Origin of the sequence: Tsukamurella hominis (assembly GCF_965137015.1) — a bacterium.
Lineage (GTDB): Bacteria > Actinomycetota > Actinomycetes > Mycobacteriales > Mycobacteriaceae > Tsukamurella > Tsukamurella hominis.
Genome location: NZ_CBCRZG010000007.1, coordinates 1 through 16,182 on the forward strand (window position 1 = coordinate 1; position 16,182 = coordinate 16,182).

18 protein-coding genes are annotated in these 16,182 nt (G+C 71.8%); 8 read left to right on the forward strand and 10 right to left on the reverse strand.

What is annotated here, in order from left to right:
* The 4 genes from ACM9LD_RS11150 to ACM9LD_RS11165 form a co-directional block, all read left to right on the forward strand.
* On the forward strand, positions 1-184 hold a 184-nt coding region (locus ACM9LD_RS11150), incomplete at its 5' end, for a hypothetical protein (RefSeq protein ID WP_415676729.1).
* A complete protein-coding gene (locus tag ACM9LD_RS11155; RefSeq protein ID WP_415676730.1) occupies positions 181-489 on the forward strand; it encodes a hypothetical protein in 309 nt (102 codons plus the stop codon). The genes ACM9LD_RS11150 and ACM9LD_RS11155, both read left to right, overlap by 4 nt.
* Complete coding sequence (locus ACM9LD_RS11160) at positions 486-1,451, forward strand: hypothetical protein (RefSeq protein WP_415676731.1); 966 nt, start codon at positions 486-488, stop codon at positions 1,449-1,451. Before ACM9LD_RS11155 ends, ACM9LD_RS11160 begins: the two co-directional genes overlap by 4 nt.
* Positions 1,452-1,468: 17 nt before the next feature.
* Positions 1,469-2,161: a VOC family protein gene (locus ACM9LD_RS11165; protein WP_415676732.1), complete on the forward strand. Its 693-nt coding sequence runs from the start codon at positions 1,469-1,471 to the stop codon at positions 2,159-2,161.
* On the opposite strand, the gene pgl is transcribed toward ACM9LD_RS11165, so the two are convergent.
* From pgl to tkt, 5 genes are read right to left on the reverse strand one after another with little or no spacing between them, the layout of a single operon-like run.
* Positions 2,158-2,916: a 6-phosphogluconolactonase gene (pgl, locus tag ACM9LD_RS11170; RefSeq protein ID WP_415676733.1), complete on the reverse strand. Its 759-nt coding sequence runs from the start codon at positions 2,914-2,916 to the stop codon at positions 2,158-2,160. The two genes, ACM9LD_RS11165 and pgl, sit on opposite strands and share 4 nt — an antisense overlap.
* On the reverse strand, positions 2,916-3,830 hold the full coding sequence (opcA, locus tag ACM9LD_RS11175) for a glucose-6-phosphate dehydrogenase assembly protein OpcA (RefSeq protein WP_224648698.1): 915 nt from the start codon (positions 3,828-3,830) through the stop codon (positions 2,916-2,918). Before opcA ends, pgl begins: the two co-directional genes overlap by 1 nt.
* A complete protein-coding gene (gene zwf, locus ACM9LD_RS11180; RefSeq protein ID WP_415676734.1) occupies positions 3,827-5,347 on the reverse strand; it encodes a glucose-6-phosphate dehydrogenase in 1,521 nt (506 codons plus the stop codon). The genes opcA and zwf overlap by 4 nt, the downstream gene beginning before the upstream one ends.
* A 6-nt stretch (positions 5,348-5,353) precedes the next feature.
* Positions 5,354-6,460, reverse strand: coding sequence for a transaldolase (tal, locus tag ACM9LD_RS11185; protein ID WP_415676735.1), 1,107 nt, complete (start codon positions 6,458-6,460; stop codon positions 5,354-5,356).
* Between the two features lie 7 nt (positions 6,461-6,467).
* The gene (gene tkt, locus ACM9LD_RS11190; RefSeq protein ID WP_415676736.1) at positions 6,468-8,567 is read right to left on the reverse strand and encodes a transketolase; all 2,100 of its coding nucleotides are present in this window, start codon (positions 8,565-8,567) and stop codon (positions 6,468-6,470) included.
* 305 nt (positions 8,568-8,872) lie between these two features.
* Between tkt and ACM9LD_RS11195 the strand changes: the two genes are divergently transcribed.
* Both ACM9LD_RS11195 and ACM9LD_RS11200 read left to right on the forward strand, forming a co-directional pair.
* Positions 8,873-9,853 carry a heme o synthase gene (locus tag ACM9LD_RS11195; protein WP_415676737.1) on the forward strand — a complete coding sequence of 327 codons (981 nt, stop codon included), beginning with the start codon at positions 8,873-8,875 and terminating at the stop codon, positions 9,851-9,853.
* The gene (locus ACM9LD_RS11200) at positions 9,853-10,482 is read left to right on the forward strand and encodes a maleylpyruvate isomerase family mycothiol-dependent enzyme (RefSeq protein WP_415676738.1); all 630 of its coding nucleotides are present in this window, start codon (positions 9,853-9,855) and stop codon (positions 10,480-10,482) included. The genes ACM9LD_RS11195 and ACM9LD_RS11200 overlap by 1 nt, the downstream gene beginning before the upstream one ends.
* 12 nt (positions 10,483-10,494) lie before the next feature.
* Here the strand turns inward: ACM9LD_RS11200 and ACM9LD_RS11205 are convergent, their stop codons facing one another.
* Positions 10,495-11,073, reverse strand: coding sequence for a TetR/AcrR family transcriptional regulator (locus ACM9LD_RS11205; protein WP_415676739.1), 579 nt, complete (start codon positions 11,071-11,073; stop codon positions 10,495-10,497).
* A 103-nt stretch (positions 11,074-11,176) separates the two neighbouring features.
* Between ACM9LD_RS11205 and ACM9LD_RS11210 the strand changes: the two genes are divergently transcribed.
* Entirely contained in the window at positions 11,177-12,481 is a 1,305-nt protein-coding gene (locus ACM9LD_RS11210) for an NADH:flavin oxidoreductase/NADH oxidase family protein (protein ID WP_415676740.1), read from the forward strand.
* On the opposite strand, the gene ACM9LD_RS11215 is transcribed toward ACM9LD_RS11210, so the two are convergent.
* Positions 12,470-13,435, reverse strand: coding sequence for a quinone oxidoreductase family protein (locus ACM9LD_RS11215; protein ID WP_415676741.1), 966 nt, complete (start codon positions 13,433-13,435; stop codon positions 12,470-12,472). The two genes, ACM9LD_RS11210 and ACM9LD_RS11215, sit on opposite strands and share 12 nt — an antisense overlap.
* A gap of 59 nt (positions 13,436-13,494) precedes the next feature.
* On the opposite strand from ACM9LD_RS11215, the gene ACM9LD_RS11220 reads away from it, so the two are divergent.
* The gene (locus ACM9LD_RS11220; protein WP_415676742.1) at positions 13,495-14,064 is read left to right on the forward strand and encodes a dihydrofolate reductase family protein; all 570 of its coding nucleotides are present in this window, start codon (positions 13,495-13,497) and stop codon (positions 14,062-14,064) included.
* Between the two features lie 22 nt (positions 14,065-14,086).
* Here ACM9LD_RS11220 and ACM9LD_RS11225 read toward each other — a convergent pair whose 3' ends face one another.
* From ACM9LD_RS11225 to ACM9LD_RS11235, 3 genes are read right to left on the reverse strand one after another with little or no spacing between them, the layout of a single operon-like run.
* Positions 14,087-14,380, reverse strand: coding sequence for a hypothetical protein (locus tag ACM9LD_RS11225; RefSeq protein WP_415676743.1), 294 nt, complete (start codon positions 14,378-14,380; stop codon positions 14,087-14,089).
* A complete protein-coding gene (locus tag ACM9LD_RS11230) occupies positions 14,377-15,357 on the reverse strand; it encodes a COX15/CtaA family protein (protein WP_415676744.1) in 981 nt (326 codons plus the stop codon). Before ACM9LD_RS11230 ends, ACM9LD_RS11225 begins: the two co-directional genes overlap by 4 nt.
* A gap of 39 nt (positions 15,358-15,396) precedes the next feature.
* Complete coding sequence (locus tag ACM9LD_RS11235; protein ID WP_415676745.1) at positions 15,397-16,182, reverse strand: ABC transporter permease; 786 nt, start codon at positions 16,180-16,182, stop codon at positions 15,397-15,399.

A 16,182-nucleotide genomic window follows, 5' to 3' on the forward strand; every position in this document is an offset into this window, starting at 1 on the left:
GCTCACGGGGGTGGTGATCGCGGGACGCGCGATGGAGTACTCGGGGGAGGCTCTGAGCGCGGAGATCATGACGGCGGCCTCCCTGGCCGAGAAAGCAGCGGCCAGGGAGGTCCACTCGATCGCCACTGAGTTCTATCCGGACCTGGAGATCTGGGCCGAATACACGGGGGAGGCGGAGCGATGACGGACGACTGCGTGGTCGATCCCGTGACGGTCGAAGCACAGTCCAAGGCGCTCGCCGATATCGCGAGCGCGGTGAATGCAGTGGGCTCCGCAGCATCGCTCCGCGTGGGCGACGGCGACTACGGTGCCGCATTCGGGTGGTTCGCGTCCATCGTCAACAAGCAACTAGCCAGCACCGAGGACGTCATCAAGCGCCACGGCGGCGAGATCGAAACGCACCTGGAGGAGTTCCGCAAGAACATCAGTGCGACAAGGCGAACCGATCAGAGCGGTGCGACGGCACTGACCGAGACGGCGGAACGATGAGCGACGATGACGGCGCGCTCAAGACCGTCGAGCGCGGCGTCGCGGGGATCCCGATCGCGGAATCAGCGGTCGATGTCGTCAGCGCAGCCGCTGATGCCTTGGATGGGGAGGCGAGCGGAGCCAGCGGCCTCGCAGGCGTTGTGGGCCTTGCTGTCGAGGGCAAGGCGGTGGTAGAAGATCCGATCGGATATTTCGCTGCAGCTGGCGTGGGATGGGTCATCGAGCACGTTCCGCCACTCAAATCGTCGTTGGACGCTGTCTCCGGCAATCCGGAGACCATCAAGCAGACCAGCGAGGCGTGGACGGAGACCGTCGGAAAGCCGATGGCTGCCGTCGCGGAAAAGGTGAGCGCCGCTGCGTCGGCGACGACGTCGGGCTGGACCGGCACCGATGCCGATGCGTATCGCAAGGCCACCACGTCGCTGTCCACCATCAGTGACGTGCTCGGCAAGGCGGCCACTCGAAGCGCCAGTGGGTTGGCGACAGCCGGGGCGCTCGTCGTTGAGGTGCGCAACACGATCCGTGATGAACTGGCGAAGCTGGGAGCGTGGGCCGCGGCCACCATGGTCGTGGCATCGGCGGCATCGGTGCCCACCGGGGGAGGATCCGTGGTCACCGCGATGAACACGATCCTGATGCGGGCCGGGATGCTGGCACAGAGGTTCGCCGCGCTGCTGCAGCGGCTGACGACGAAGCTCGAATCCCTCGCGGACAAGTTCTCCGCGTTGGGTACCGCCGCACAGGCGCTGCGCCGCGCGAGCACGAGCATCGACGGTGTCGGGACGACGGTCACGTCCGCCGTATCCGACGGCGCCACGGTCCGGACGGCGCTGTCCATCCTCGATTCGGGCCCGGTGACAACGTCGGCGACCGAGTGGGGCTCGACAGCAGTCGTCAGCGCGCTGAAGGTGGCCGGCGACAACTGGAAGGCGACAGCGGCCACGACGCCGAAACAGTCGTGATGGTGCAGGATAGCGGGGTGACTTCCGCAGCTGCACGTGATCTGGTCATCCTCGACGTCCCGGCCGAGGCGCAAGCCGCCCACGCGCGGCTCCTGGGCGCCGAGCCGGCCGAGATCCTCACCGCGGGTGCCATCGACGTCGCGGTCGGCGCACCGTCGTGGGCGAGCGCGTCGGGTCTCCTCGTCGCGGCGGACGACGCTGCCGTCGCCGCGAAGCTCGCCGAACGCCGAGGATTGACCCTGACGGACGTCGGCACCGGATTCGCCGGTCCCGCAGACGGACTCGCCCTCGGTTACGCCGGCCCGACGGTGCCCGGCGCCGCGCCCGACGCCGAGATCACGGGCGTCGACCACGTCGTGCTCACCTCGCCGAATCGCGACCGGATCATCGCGACGCTGTGCGGCCGGCTCGACTTCGACCTGCGCCTCGACCGGGTGCAGTCGTGGGGCGTGCACCAGCTGTTCTTCCGCCGCGGCGACCTGCTCGTGGAGGTGGTCCTGCAGGAGGGCGAGGGCGTCGACCCCGCCGGCCCGGACGCGCTGTGGGGACTCGCCTGGCGCACCGTCGACGCGGACGCGACGCACGCCCGTCTGACCGACCACGGCATCACCGTGAGCGATGTGCGCCGCGGCGCCAAGCCGGGCACGCGGGTCGCGACGATCAAGGACCCCGCACTGGGCGTCCCGACGATCGTGCTGGAGCAGTCCTAGCCGAGCCGGGACGCGGCGGCACCGTCGAGGTACCAGACGGTCTCCTCGGAGCCGTGCGCACCGGCGCAGGGCCAGTCCTCGGGCGACGCCCCGCCGACCCCCTCGGCCACCGCCTCGGCCTTCTCGGCGCCGGAGACGAGCAGCCACACGCGGCGCGCGGCGGCGACCGCCGGCAGGGTCAGCGTGAGGCGCCGCGGCGGCGGCTTGGGGGAGTCGCGCACCGAGACCACCACGGCCTCCGTCTCGCGGACCGCGTCGGTGTCGGGGAAGAGCGAGTTGATGTGGCCCTCTCCGCCCATGCCGAGCAGGTGCACGTCGAAGCGGGGGACCGTACCCTCGCCCGCCGCCACGGCGTTGCCGCGGGCGGCGGCGTTGTCCGCCAAGCGCTTCGCGTACACGCGGGCGGCCAGCTCGCCGTCGCCGCTGAACTCGTCCGAGGCGGGGAAGCGGTAGACGTTCGCGTCGGGGATCGGCACGTGCCCGAGGAGCGCGTCCTCGGCCTGCAGCACGTTGCGGTCGGGGTCGTCGCCCGCGACGAAGCGCTCGTCGCCGAAGAAGACGTCGATCCGCGACCAATCGATCACCCGCTCCCGCAGCGCCGCCGAGAGGGCGTTGCCGTTGGTGCCGCCGGTCAGCACGATCGAGGCGAAGCCCCGCTCGGCCTGCGCCTGCTCGATCACCGCGACCAGGTCGTCGGCGGCCGCCGCGACGAGGGCGTCGGCATCGTCGAACGTGCGAACGGTGGGCTCGGTCATCAGGGCATCTCCGATCGGTCCACGTCGGACACGCCGCCCAACGCCGTGTAGTAGATGTCGTCGTCGTCGAGGCGGCGCAGCTCCTCCGCGAGGCAGTCCGCCACGTCGCGCCGGCGGATCGCGACGCGCCCGTCGGGCTGACCCGGCCGCACGAGGACGGCGGTGGAGTTCTGGTCGAACTCCAGGCGCAGCGGACCGCTCGCGCGGTCGAGCTGCACTTCGAAACTGCCGGCGCGGCGCCGCACGGGCACGCCGAGCTGTGCTCGTAGCCAGCCCGCGAGCAGGTCGATGCCGGGGCTGTTCGACGGTCCCGTCACCACCGCGGACGTGATCGGCTCGAACGGCGGCTGGTCCAGCGCCGACGCCAGGAGCGCGCGCCACGGGGTGATCCGCGACCACGCGAGGTCCGAATCGCCCGGCGCGAAGCCGTCGCGGCGCCGCGCGAGCACGGCGACGGAATCGTCGGACGCGGTGGCATCGGTGATGCGGCGGGTCGCGAGCGCGCCCACCTTGTCGGCGGAGGGCACCGCGGGTGCGGCGCCGGGCCACCAGGCGACGACGGGCGTGTCCGGGAGCAGGAAGGGCACGATGACCGAGGCGCCGTGGTCGGCCAGCTCGCCGAACAGGCGCAGCACCACGACCTCCGACGCGCCGGCGTCGCCGCCGACGCGGATCTGCGCGTCGAGCCGGGTCCGCTCCGCGCGGGGGCCGCGGGCCACGACGATGACGCGGCACGGATGCTCGCGCGACGCGGCGTTGGTGGCCTCGATGGCGCTCTCGGTGGGCTCGCCCTCCTCGGCGGAGATGATGAGCGTGAGCACGCGGCCCAGGGTGACCGCGCCGCCCGATTCGCGCAGGCGCACGAGCTTCTTCGAGACGTCCTGGGTGGAGGTGTCCGGCAGATCGAGAATCATGGGCGCCGCCACGTCCTTCCGGTCCGGGCCAGCATCTTCTCGGCCGAGTCCGGGCCCCACGTCCCGGACTCGTACTCCTCGGGCCGGCCGCCCTCGGCCCACAGCGCGAGCACCGGGTCGAGGATCTTCCAGGACAGCTCGACCTCGGCGTTCACGGGGAACAGCGAGGGCTCGCCGAGCAGGACGTCGAGGATCAGCCGCTCGTAGGCCTCGGGGGAGCTCACCGTGAAGGCCTCGCCGTAGCTGAAGTCCATGTTGACGTCGCGGACCTCCATGGAGCTGCCCGGCACCTTGGAACCGAACCGGAGGGTCACGCCCTCGTCGGGCTGCACCCGGATGACGAGCGCGTTCTGGCCCAGTTCCTCGGTCATGGTGTCGTCGAAGGGCAGGTGCGGCGCGCGCTTGAACATCAGCGCGATCTCCGTGACGCGGCGCCCGAGCCGCTTGCCGGTGCGCAGGTAGAAGGGCACGCCCGCCCACCGCCGGGAGGCGATCTCGACGGTGATCGCGGCGTACGTCTCGGTGGTGGAGGTCTCGCTGAAACCCTCCTCCTGGAGCAGGCCCACGACCTTCTCACTGCCCTGCCAGCCGGGCCCGTACTGGCCGCGCGCGGAGGTCTCCGCGAGCGGCTCGACGGGCGAGGTGGCCGAGAGCACCTTGATCTTCTCGGCCTGCAGCTCCGCCGGGTGGAAGCTGGTGGGCTCCTCCATCGCGATGAGCGCCATCAGCTGCAGCAGATGGTTCTGGATCACGTCGCGGGCGGCGCCGATGCCGTCGTAGTAGCCGGCGCGGCCGCCGAGGCCGATGTCCTCGGCCATGGTGATCTGGACACTGTCCACGTAGTGGCTGTTCCACGTCGGCTCGAACAGCTGGTTCGCGAAGCGCAGCGCCAGGATGTTCTGCACCGTCTCCTTGCCCAGGTAATGGTCGATCCGGAAGACCGACTGCTCGGCGAAGACGTCGTTGACCACCGCGTTGAGCTTCTGCGCGGACTCGAGATCGTGCCCGAAGGGCTTCTCGATCACCACGCGCCGCCAGCCCTCGGACTGGTCGGCCAGGCCGGAGCGCTTGAGCTGCTCGCACACGGTGGGGAAGGCGTCCGGGGGGATGGAGAGGTAGAACGCGGTGTTGCCGCCCGTGCCCCGCTCGGCATCCAGGTCCGCCAGCGCCGCCGAGAGCCGGTCGAAGGAGTCGTCGTCATCGAAGGCGCCCTGGACGAACCGGATGCCCTCGGCCAGCCGCTCCCACACGTCGTCGCGGAACTCGGTGCGCGAGTGGGCCTTCGCGGCCTCCCGCACCGTCGCCGCGAAGTCCTCGTCGGTCCACGGGCGGCGGCCGAAGCCCACCAGCGAGAAGCCGGGCGGCAGCAGGCCGCGGTTGGCGAGGTCGTACACGGCGGGCATCAGCTTGCGCCGGGACAGATCGCCCGTGACGCCGAAGATCACCAGGGACGAGGGCCCCGCGATCCTCGGCAGTCGACGATCGCGGGGGTCCCGGAGCGGGTTGGTCCAGGTCACCGGGGCTTAGGCCCCGGTCTTGAGCTGCTCGGCGGTCGCGTCGAGCAGCTGCTGCCAGGCCTGCTCGAACTTCTCCACGCCCTCGGTCTCGAGGAGTTCGAAGACGGAGGGCAGATCGACGCCCGCGCCCTGCAGGTCGGCGAAGACCTGGGCCGATTCCTCCGCGCGGCCGATGATCGTGCCGTCGGTGACCGTGCCGTGGTCGGCGAACGCCGCCATCGTGGCGCCGGGCATGGTGTTGACGGTGTTCGGGGCGATCAACTCGGCGACGTACAGGGTGTCCTTGTACGCCGGGTTCTTCACGCCCGTCGACGCCCAGAGCGGGCGCTGCACGTTCGCGCCCTCGATGGCGGCGAACCGGGCGGCGCCGAAGATCTCCTCGTAGGCGGCGTAGGCGAGGCGCGCGTTGGCGAGGCCGGCCTTGCCGCGCAGCGCGAGCGCCGCGTCGGTGCCGATCGCGTCGAGCCGCTTGTCGATCTCGGTGTCCACGCGGGAGACGAAGAACGAGGCGACCGAGTAGATGTCGGCCACGTTCCGGCCGGCGGCGGCCGCCGCCTCGATGCCGTCGAGGTAGGCGTCCATGACCTGGCGGTGGCGCTCCACTGAGAAGATCAGCGTCACGTTCACCGAGATGCCCTCGGCGATGACGCGGGTGATCGCGGGCAGCCCGGCGAGCGTGGCGGGGATCTTGATGAGCACGTTCGGCCGGTCGACGATCTTGTGTAGCTCGATCGCCTGGGCGACGGTGCCCTCGGTGTCGTGCGCGAGGCGCGGGTCGACCTCGATCGAGACGCGGCCGTCGACGCCGCCGGTCTTCTCGAAGACGGGGGCCAGCACGTCGCACGCCGCGCGGACGTCGTCGGTGGTGACGGTGCGGATCGTCTGGTCGACGTCGGCGCCGCGGGCCGCGAGCTCGCGCACCTGCTCGTCGTACTCGGTGCCCTTGGACAGCGCCGCCTGGAAGATCGCCGGGTTCGTGGTGACGCCGGTGACGGAGTCCGTCTCCGGGAGTTCCGCGAGCTTGCCGGACTGGATCAGGCCGCGCGAGAGGTCGTCGAGCCAGACGGAGACGCCGGCCTCGTAGAGAGCGGCGAGATTCGGGTTCTGAGCCATGGTGTGGTTATCCCTTCAGGTTGGCGAGGGACTGCTCGGCCTTCTGGGCCACGTTCTCGCCGGTGAATCCGTACTTAGCGAACAGGACCTTGTCGGAGGCGGACTCGCCGAAGTGCTCGAGCGAGACGACCTCGCCGAAGCCGCCGACGATGCGCCACCAGGACTGGGCGATGCCGGCCTCGACGGCGACGCGCGCCTTCACCGACGGCGGCAGGACGCTGTCCTGGTACGCCTGGTCTTGGGCGTGGAACCACTCGACCGAGGGCATGGAGACGACGCGCGCCTTGATGTCCTTCGCGGCGAGCAGGTCGGCGGCCTGCAGTGCCAGCTGCACCTCGGAGCCGGTGCCGATGATGATCACGTCGGGGGCGGCACCGTCGGCCTCCTTGAGGACGTAACCGCCGCGGGCGACGCCCTCGGCGGACGTGCCGGGCAGGATCGGCACGCCCTGGCGGGTGAGGATCAGGCCGGTGGGGCCGTTGCCGCCCGTGCGCTCGAGGGTGGCCTTCCACGCCGCGACGGTCTCGTTCGCGTCGGCGGGGCGGACCACGTTCAGGCCCGGGATGGCGCGCAGCGCGGCGAGGTGCTCGACCGGCTGGTGCGTGGGTCCGTCCTCGCCGAGGCCGACCGAGTCGTGCGTCCACACGTAGATCGGGTCGATGTCCATGAGCGCAGCGAGGCGGACAGCGGGGCGCATGTAGTCCGCGAACTGCAGGAAGGTGCCGGCGTACGGGCGAGTCTTCCCGTGCAGCACGATGCCGTTGAGGATCGAGCCCATCGCGTGCTCACGGATGCCGAAGTGCAGCGTGCGGCCGTAGGGCTGCGCGTTCCAGTCCTCGGTCGAGATCGACGTGGGGCCGAAGGAGTCGGCGCCCTTGATCGTGGTGTTGTTCGAGCCCGCGAGGTCGGCGGAGCCGCCCCACAGCTCGGGCAGGGTCTGCCCGGCGGCCGCGAGGAAGGCGCCGGAGGCGGCGCGGGTCGCGATGGCCTTGTCGTCGACCGACCAGGTCGGCAGCTCGGCGTCCCAGCCCGCGGGCAGGGTCCCGGCCTCGAGCCGGTCGAGCAGCGCCTTGCGCTCCGGGTTGGCGGCGGCCCACGCGTCGAAGCGCACGTTCCACGCCTCGTGCGCGGCCTGGCCTCGCTTCACCAGCTCGCGCGAGTGCGCGATGACCTCGGGGGCGACGTCGAAGCTCTTCGCCGGGTCGAAGCCCAGGATCTCCTTGACCGCGGCCACCTCGTCGGCGCCGAGCGCCGAGCCGTGCACGCCGCCCGTGTTCATCTTGTTCGGAGCGGGGAAGCCGATGACCGTGCGCACGATGATGATCGACGGCTTGTCGGTGACGGCCTTGGCGGCCGCGGTGGCCTCCTCGATCGCCGTGACGTTCTCGCCGCCCTCGACGTACTGCACGTGCCAGCCGTACGCCTCGTACCGCTTCGCCACGTCCTCGGAGAGGGCGATGTCGGTGTTGTGCTCGATGGAGATCTTGTTGTCGTCGTAGAAGAGAACGAGGTTGCCCAGCTGCTGGGTGCCCGCCAGTGACGAGGCCTCGGAGGTGACGCCCTCCTCGATGTCGCCGTCGGAGGCGATGACGTAGATGAAGTGGTCGAACGGGCTCTGCCCGGGCGCGGCGTCCGGGTCGAACAGGCCGCGCTCGTAGCGCGAGGCCATCGCCATGCCCACCGCGGACGCGAGGCCCTGGCCCAGCGGGCCGGTGGTGATCTCGACGCCCTTGGTGTGGCCGTACTCGGGGTGGCCGGGGGTCAGCGAGCCCTCGGTGCGCAGCGCCTCGAGGTCGCCCAGCTCCAGGCCGAAGCCGCCCAGGTACAGCTGCGTGTAGAGCGTGAGGCTCGAGTGGCCGCAGGACAAGACGAACCGGTCGCGGCCGATCCAGTGGGTGTCGGACGGGTCGTGCACCATGAGCTTCTGGAACAGCGTGTAGGCCAGGGGAGCGAGGCTCATGGCGGTGCCGGGGTGGCCGTTGCCGACCTTCTGCACCGCGTCGGCCGCCAGCACCCGGGCGGTATCCACCGCGCGCGTGTCGAGATCGGTCCAGTCGGCGGGGTGATGCGGAGTGGTGAGGGTGTGGATCTCGGCGGTGCTGGTCACGGCTGGCGGACTCTCCTGGTCGTGGGTGCGTGCGTGCTCAAGTGTGAACCCTACTCGGCGGCGACGCACGGTCTGCGGAAACTACCGGGTAGGTCGACGGGCGGGCGTCGCCCCGCTCGGTGGCGGCGAACCCGATTCGGTGACGCGGGGCCGGAGGACTACCATGGCTCGTAGTAGATGGGGTCGGCGCCGGTCGCGGACCCGCGGCGGGGCAGGTGCCCCACCGCCCGCGGTCGGTCAGCCCCGATCGGGGAGGAATGTCAGTCCGGCTGCGCCCGGACCCGTCAGGAGAGAGTGCGGCACAGATGGTTTTCAAGGGCGGGCACGGGACGAACACCCCAGACGCTCGCTCGGCGGCCGCGCCGGTCCCCGCGTCGTTCGCCGGCCGCGCCGGCCAGACGGTCCTCGCCTACATCGCGCTGACCAAGCCGAAGGTGATCGAGCTCCTGCTCGTCGCCACCATTCCCGTGATGCTGCTGGCCGACCGCGGCCACGTGAACCTGCCGCTCATCCTGTCGACGCTGTTCGGCGGCTGGCTCGGCGCCGCGTCGGCGAACACGCTCAACATGGTCGCGGACGCCGACATCGATCAGAAGATGAAGCGCACGGAGCGCCGCCCGCTCGCGCGGCACGCGGTGCCCGTCCGGCACGCCCTGATCTTCGGCATCGTGCTGGCGGTGGCCTCCTTCGCCTGGCTGTGGTGGCGCGCCAACCTGCTGGCCGCCGTGCTGGTGCTGGTCACGATCGCGTTCTACCTGTTCGTGTACACGATGCTGCTCAAGCGGCGCACCTCCCAGAACGTGGTCTGGGGCGGGGCCGCGGGCTGCATGCCCACGCTCGTCGGCTGGGCTGCCGCCACCGGCACCATCGAGTGGCCGGCGATCGTGCTGTTCCTGGTGATCTTCTTCTGGACGCCGCCGCACACCTGGGCGCTCGCGATGCGCTACAAGGAGGACTACAAGGCCGCCGGCGTCCCGATGCTGCCCGTCGTCGCGCCGGAGACCACCGTCGCGCGACAGATGGTCTGGTACACCTGGGCCACCGTCATCACGACGCTCGTGCTCATCCCCGCCGCCGGCCTGGTCTACGCGGTCGCGGCGGCGCTCTGCGGCGCCTGGTTCCTCTACGCGGTGCACAAGCTGTACTCGCAGACCAAGGCGGGCCAGGAGATCAAGCCGCTCAAGGTCTTCCTCCAGTCGAACAACTACCTCGCGGTGCTGTTCTGCGCGCTCTCGGTGGATTCGATCCTCAACTACAGCACCGTCTGGCAGCTGCTCGGTCACTGATGGCCGCCTCCTCGCGCGACCTCTGGCCGCTGATCTTCGCCGAGCGCGCCGCGCTGGCGGAGGACCTCGGCGCCCTCACCGACGAGCAGTGGTCCACCCCGTCGCTCTGCGCGGGGCTGACGGTGCGGGAGGTCCTGGCCCACCTCACCGCCGGGGCGTCCGACAATCCCGTCGTCTGGTTCGCGGGCGTCCTGCGCAACCGCTTCGACTTCGACGCCAACGTCGCGCAGCGGCTCGCCAAGCGACTGGGCGACGCCCCGGCGGACACGCTGCGGCAGTTCCGCGGTGTGCGCACCAGCCGGACGAAGGCGCCCATTCCCGTCGCCGCGATGCTCGGGGAGATCGTGGTGCACGGCGAGGACATCCGTCGCCCGCTCGGCATCGTGCGCGCGTACCCGGCGGGCGTGCTCGAGCGCGTCGCGGCGTTCTACGCCGGATCGGACCTCATGCTGCCGTCGGCGACCCGGGCCCGCGGCCTGCGGCTGCGCGCGACCGACGGCGCCTTCGCCGCCGGCGAGGGCCCGGAGGTCGCCGGGCCCACCGTCGCGCTGGTCATGGCGCTGACCGGGCGCGACGACTACCTCGCCGAGCTGACCGGCCCGGGCCTGGCGGAATTCGCCTCCCGCTGAGCCGCCCGGCGATCAGGCCTGCGCGATCCCCAGCGCCGCGGTCACCGTCGCGCGGACGCGCCGGTGCACCTCCTCCGGCGACGAGGCGTCGAACTTGCCGTCGAGGTGCAGGAACGCCAGCCCGTGCACCAGTGCCCACACTGCCGTCGCGGTGTCCTCGGAATCCGACGCGGCGCCCTGCAGGGTCCGCCCGATCAGCCCCGTCAGGTAGGCCTTGATCATGTCCACCGCCTCGACGCGGTCCGGGTCCGTGCCGCAGGGCTCGGCGAACATCGCGCGGAAGAGCCCGGTGCGCTGCAGCGCGAAGTCGACGTAGGCGATCGCGATGTCGGCCAGGTCGTCCGGGCCCGACGGTGCCGGCGACGCGGCGGTCAGGGCGGCCGCGAGCTCGCGGTAACCGACGGCCGCGACGGCCGAGATCAGGGCGCCGCGGTCGGGGAAGTGGCGGTAGGGCGCGGCGGTCGAGACCCCCGCCCGCCGGGCGACGGCGCGCAGCGACAGGTCGGTGGCACCGCCCTCCTCGTCGAGGATCTCGACGGCGGCGCCGACGAGCGCGCCGGGCAGGTCGCCGTGGTGGTAGGTGGTGCTCATGCTGATCAATCTACCCCAGTGTTGACACCGCTTACATGTGGATCTAGTGTTAGCACCGCTCACACGATGTGAGCGATGCTTACACTGTCGCGAAAGGCGCCCGATGTCCGACCTGTTCTCCCCGCTCACGCTCCGCTCCGGCGCCGTCCTGCCCAACCGCATCGCGAAGGCCGCGATGGAGGAGGGCCTCGCGGGCGCGGAGCAGGCGCCCGACGGGCGCACCGTCGAGCTGTACCGCCGCTGGGGCGCCGGCGGCACCGGCCTGCTCATCACCGGCAACGTCATGGTCCACGCCGAGGCGCTGACCGGGCCGGGCGCGATCGTCCTCGACGCCCGCTCGCCGCTGCAGCCCTTCCGCGCCTGGGCGGCGGCCGCCACGGAGAACGGGGCGAGCGTCTGGATGCAGATCAGCCACCCGGGCCGGCAGATCCAGAAGGACATGCCCGGCGTCGTCTGGGGGCCGTCCGCGAAGTCCGTCGATCTGGGCAGCGCCCTCTCGAGTCGGTTCGCCACGCCGACGGCGATGAGCGAGGACCAGATCCGCGCCACCGTCGCCCGCTTCGCCACGACCGCCCGTCGGGCGGAGGAGGCCGGATTCGACGGGGTCGAGGTTCATGCCGCGCACGGCTACCTGCTCTCCCAGTTCCTCTCGCCGCTGGTCAACACCCGCACCGACCAGTGGGGCGGTTCGCTCGAGAACCGCGCCCGTCTCCTGCTCGACGTCGTTCGCGCGATCCGGGCCGAGGTCTCGCCCGGCTTCGCCGTCGCCGTGAAGCTCAACTCCGCCGACTTCCAGCGCGGAGGCTTCGACGCCACCGACGCTCAGGCCGTGATCGCGATGCTCGCGCCGCTCGGCGTCGACCTCGTCGAGGTGTCGGGCGGCAGCTACGAGAGCCCCGCCATGACCGGCCGCGCGACCGGCCCCGCGGCCGACGGCCGCCCCGGCGACGCCCGCAGTGTCGCGCGCGAGGCCTACTTCCTCGAGCTCGCCGCCGACCTCGCGGTCACCAGCGAGATCCCGCTCATGCTCACCGGCGGCATCACCCGCCGCGAGACCGCCGAGGCCGTCCTCGCGGAGAACGTCGCCGTCGTGGGCATCGGGACCGCGCTGTCCGTGACCCCGGACCTGCCCGCCCGGTGGCGCGCGGGCGACGGCACCGTCGGTGCCCTGCGTCCCGTGACGTGGAAGAACAAGCCCCTCGCGTCCATGGCCTCGATGGCGCAGGTCCGCTACCAGCTGCGGCGCATGGCCGCCGGGAGGGACCCGCGCCCCGCCGTCCTGCCGGCGCTCGCGCTGGTCCGCGACCTCGCCGTCGTGCGGCGGGCCCTCGGGCGGTACCGCCGCTGGGTCGCCGCGCGTCCGGCCGACGGTGCCGCGCTCACCGCGGCCGCGATGTCAGGGGAGTAGCGCCACCGAGCCGGTAGTCCGGCGCGCCTGCAGGTCCGTGTGGGCGCGTCCGGCCTCGGCCAGCGGGTACGTCGCGCCGACGGTGAACCGCAGCGAGCCGTCGCGCAGGCCGTCGAGCACCGCGCCGCTGCGCCGGGCGAAGTCCTCGGCCGTCGCGACGTGATGGGCCAGGGTGGGGCGCTGGACGAACAGCGAGCCCAGCGGGTTGAGGCGCTGCAGGTCGAAGGGCGGCACGGGGCCCGACGCCGCGCCGAACAGCACGACGATGCCCTTGTGCCGGGTGGCGAGCAGCGAGGCCTCGAAGGTGTCCTTGCCCACGCCGTCGTACACCGCGGCGACGCCCACGCCGTCCGTCAGCTCGCGCACCCGGGCGGCGACGTCCTCGTCGTAGCGCAGCACCTGCCAGGCGCCCGCCTCGCGCGAGAGGCGCTCCTTCTCGTCGGTCGAGACCGTCGTGATCACGCGGGCGCCCAGCGCGGTCGCCATCTGGGTCACGAGCAGGCCGGTGCCGCCCGCGCCGGCGTGCACCAGCACGGTGTCGCCCGCCTGCACGGGGTGCGAGTCGTGGGTCAGGTAGTGGGCCGTCATGCCCTGCAACAGGACCGACGCCGCGACCTCGGGCGCGACCCCGTCGGGCACCGCGACGGTGCGCTCCGCCGGCACGGTCACGAGCTCCGCGTAGGAGCCGGGCCCGTCGCACCACGCGACGACGTCGCCCACCGCGCGGTTCGTGACGCCCTCGCCGAGCGCGACGACGGTGCCGGAGCCCTCACTGCCCGGGACGTACGGCAGCGCGGTGGGGTACATGCCCTCGCGGAAGTAGGTGTCGATGAAGTTCACGCCGATGGCGCTGGTGCGGACCAGCACCTGGCCCGGTCCGGGCACCGGGTCCGGAACCTCGCCGTAGGTCAGGACTTCCGGGCCGCCGTGTTCGCTCACAGTGATCGCACGCATGTGACGTTCCAACCCCCGGGGCGCTGGGCTATTCCCGCGGTGTCCGTAGGGTGAGACGCATGCGCTCACTCGTCTACTACGTCGCCGTCTCCCTCGACGGCCGGATCGCCGGTCCCGCAGGCCAGTACGACTTCTACCCCGTCGACGAGGAGTACTCGCGGCAGATGAACGAGGAGTGGGGCGACGGGCTGCCGACGGGCCTGCACGAGGCACTGGGCATCACGCCGCCGCTCACCAAGTGGGACACCGTGGTGATGGGGCGCGCGACGTACGCGCTGGGCACCGACATGGGCGTGAACGACCCGTATTCGCACCTGCGCACGATCGTCTACTCGCGGTCGCTGGACGCCGCGGACTTCCCGGAGGTCGAGGTCGTCGCCGACGACCCCGTCGCGCACATGCGGGCGCTCAAGCAGGAGGACGGCGGCGACATCTGGCTGTGCGGCGGCGGAAAGCTGGCCGCGACGCTCGCACCCGAGGTCGACCGGCTGGCGCTGAAGATCTACCCGGTGACCGCGGGCGACGGCATCCCGCTGTTCGCGGGCGGCTTCGCCCCGCAGCAGTGGAAGCTCGTCTCGCACCGCGCGTTCGACATCGGCGTGATCCTGGCGCAGTACGAGCGCGTCTAGCCGGCGTTCGGCCCGGAGGGTTCTAGCGGGACGACGCCCGGTACCCGGCCATCCGCTCATGGTGGCCGGGCTCCGTGGTGGCCTTGCTGACCAGCTCGCGGTCCCACTCGGAGGTGTCGAGGCCGGCCTTCTCGGCCGCGTCCTTCGCCTGCGCCGGGTTCGCGACGATCTGGTCGCCCATGATCCCGTCGCCGCCGACGAGCGTGATGCGCACGCCCTCCTCGCCCATGTTCTGCAGCACGGCGGTCGCCCCGTCGTGCTGGGCGGCGAAGCGCTTCAGGCGGGAGACGACGTTGCCGGGTGCCTGGTCAGTCATGCCGCCACCTTATCGGGCGTGCCGTCGGAGGCGCGCAGCACCCGCGCCCGCATCAGCCGGTAGAGGATGGCGGTCTCGGTGATCACCGACATCGCGCCCGCCACGTGCAGCACCACGAGCAGCGCGGGGACGCCGGTGAAGTACTGGACCACGCCGATGAGCGACTGCGCCGCGACCACCGCGAAGACGATCTTCAGGCGTCGCCGGACGGCCTCGCTCGACGGCCCGCGCGCGACGAGCACGGCGACCCACACCAGGATCGCGACGTACAGCGCCACCAGCAGGCCGTGCGTCAGCGACAGCGCGGGGATCGACACGTCGAGCCGGTCGATGGCCTTCGGATTGGTGCGGTCGCCCGCGTGCGGGCCCGCGGCCGTGACCACGACGCCCGCCGCGAGGACGAACGACATGACCACCGCGGAGGCGGCGACCAGCCGGCGGGCGCCGGCGGGCGCCGCCTCGATCTCGACGCCGTCGTCGGGTTCGCCGACCTTGGCGTACAGCGTGGCGGCGATCCACACCATGGCGCAGGAGACCAGCATGTGGGCGCCCACGACCCACCAGCGCAGCCCGGTGAGCACGGTGACGCCGCCGAGGATGCCCTGGGCGAAGGTCGAGAACGGCAGGATCCAGGCGTAGACCAGGATCTCCCGGCGCCGCCGCGCGCGGGTTACGGCCAGCACGATCGCGATCGACGTGGTGACCACGATCCACACCGCGATCTGCCGGTTGCCGAACTCGATGGCCTGGTGCCACCACGGGACCTCGTCCTGAGGAATCGGCAGCAGGGAATCGTCGAAGCACTTGGGCCACGTGGGGCAGCCCAGCCCGGAGCCGGTCACGCGCACCACCGATCCGGTGACGGCGATCAGCGCCTGGGCGAGCAGCGCGGCGAGCGCGATCCGCTGCTGTGCCTTCACGCTGGGGAGCGGCAGGCGGTCGACGAGGCGCAGGAAGAGCTGGTACACGCCGATCATCGTACGTGGGCGCCGCGCGGCTACTACGACCTGTAGTGGTTAACCGGTGAAGCGGAACAGGCGGACGGCCAGAGCGGAACCGACGACGCCCCACGCGGCGAGCACCGCCAGGCCGAGCCAGTCGACGGCGCCGAGCGTCGCCGCCCGGGTCAGCGCCTCGGTCAGCGCGCCGGACGGGGACAGTCGCGCGAGGAGCACCACGGCGTCCGGGACGTGCTCGCGCACGACGACGAGCGAGGCGATCGCGCCCATCACGAACCACAGCAGGTTCGCCAGCGCGAGCACGACCTCGGCCTTGAGCGTGCCGCCCAGCAGCAGGCCCAGCGAGGCGAAGGCGAAGACGCCCAGCGCGAGGATCGGCACCCACAGCGCCAGCCCGACGGGCTCCGGCCGCCACCCCAGCGCGAGGCCGATCCCACCCAGGACCACGGCCTGCAGGATCACCACGATCACCACGGCGAGGGTCTTGCCGCCGATGACGCCCCACCGCGGCAGCGGCGTCGCGCCGAGCCGTTTGAGTGCGCCGTAGCGCCGGTCGAAGCCCACGGCGATGGCCTGGCCGGTGAACGCCGTCGACATCACCGCCACGGCCATCACGGCCGGGACCAGGGAGTCGATGCGGGTGGCGTCCCCGCCGATCGGCAGCACGGCGAAGCCGACGAGCAGCGCGATCGGGATGAACATGGTGAGCAACAGCTGCTCGCCGTTGCGCAGCAGCAGCGTGAGCTCCATGCGCGTCTGCGCCGCGAGCATCGCGGTTGGGCGCGCGGCCTCGGGGTTCGGCAGGAAGGTGCCGGGGGCGAATCGGGGCTCGGTTCGGGTCAC

What these genes read in the sequence shown, in the direction of transcription:
- ACM9LD_RS11225 (WP_415676743.1), bottom strand. Translation starts at nt 14,380, where the DNA reads ATGACTGACCAGGCACCCGGCAACGTCGTCTCCCGCCTGAAGCGCTTC.
- ACM9LD_RS11210 (WP_415676740.1), top strand. Translation starts at nt 11,177, where the DNA reads ATGTCCGACCTGTTCTCCCCGCTCACGCTCCGCTCCGGCGCCGTCCTG.
- ACM9LD_RS11160 (WP_415676731.1), top strand. Translation starts at nt 486, where the DNA reads ATGAGCGACGATGACGGCGCGCTCAAGACCGTCGAGCGCGGCGTCGCG.
- tal (WP_415676735.1), bottom strand. Translation starts at nt 6,460, where the DNA reads ATGGCTCAGAACCCGAATCTCGCCGCTCTCTACGAGGCCGGCGTCTCC.
- ACM9LD_RS11195 (WP_415676737.1), top strand. Translation starts at nt 8,873, where the DNA reads ATGGTTTTCAAGGGCGGGCACGGGACGAACACCCCAGACGCTCGCTCG.
- pgl (WP_415676733.1), bottom strand. Translation starts at nt 2,916, where the DNA reads ATGACCGAGCCCACCGTTCGCACGTTCGACGATGCCGACGCCCTCGTC.
- ACM9LD_RS11215 (WP_415676741.1), bottom strand. Translation starts at nt 13,435, where the DNA reads ATGCGTGCGATCACTGTGAGCGAACACGGCGGCCCGGAAGTCCTGACC.
- ACM9LD_RS11205 (WP_415676739.1), bottom strand. Translation starts at nt 11,073, where the DNA reads ATGAGCACCACCTACCACCACGGCGACCTGCCCGGCGCGCTCGTCGGC.
- ACM9LD_RS11155 (WP_415676730.1), top strand. Translation starts at nt 181, where the DNA reads ATGACGGACGACTGCGTGGTCGATCCCGTGACGGTCGAAGCACAGTCC.
- ACM9LD_RS11220 (WP_415676742.1), top strand. Translation starts at nt 13,495, where the DNA reads ATGCGCTCACTCGTCTACTACGTCGCCGTCTCCCTCGACGGCCGGATC.
- ACM9LD_RS11230 (WP_415676744.1), bottom strand. Translation starts at nt 15,357, where the DNA reads ATGATCGGCGTGTACCAGCTCTTCCTGCGCCTCGTCGACCGCCTGCCG.
- ACM9LD_RS11200 (WP_415676738.1), top strand. Translation starts at nt 9,853, where the DNA reads ATGGCCGCCTCCTCGCGCGACCTCTGGCCGCTGATCTTCGCCGAGCGC.
- opcA (WP_224648698.1), bottom strand. Translation starts at nt 3,830, where the DNA reads ATGATTCTCGATCTGCCGGACACCTCCACCCAGGACGTCTCGAAGAAG.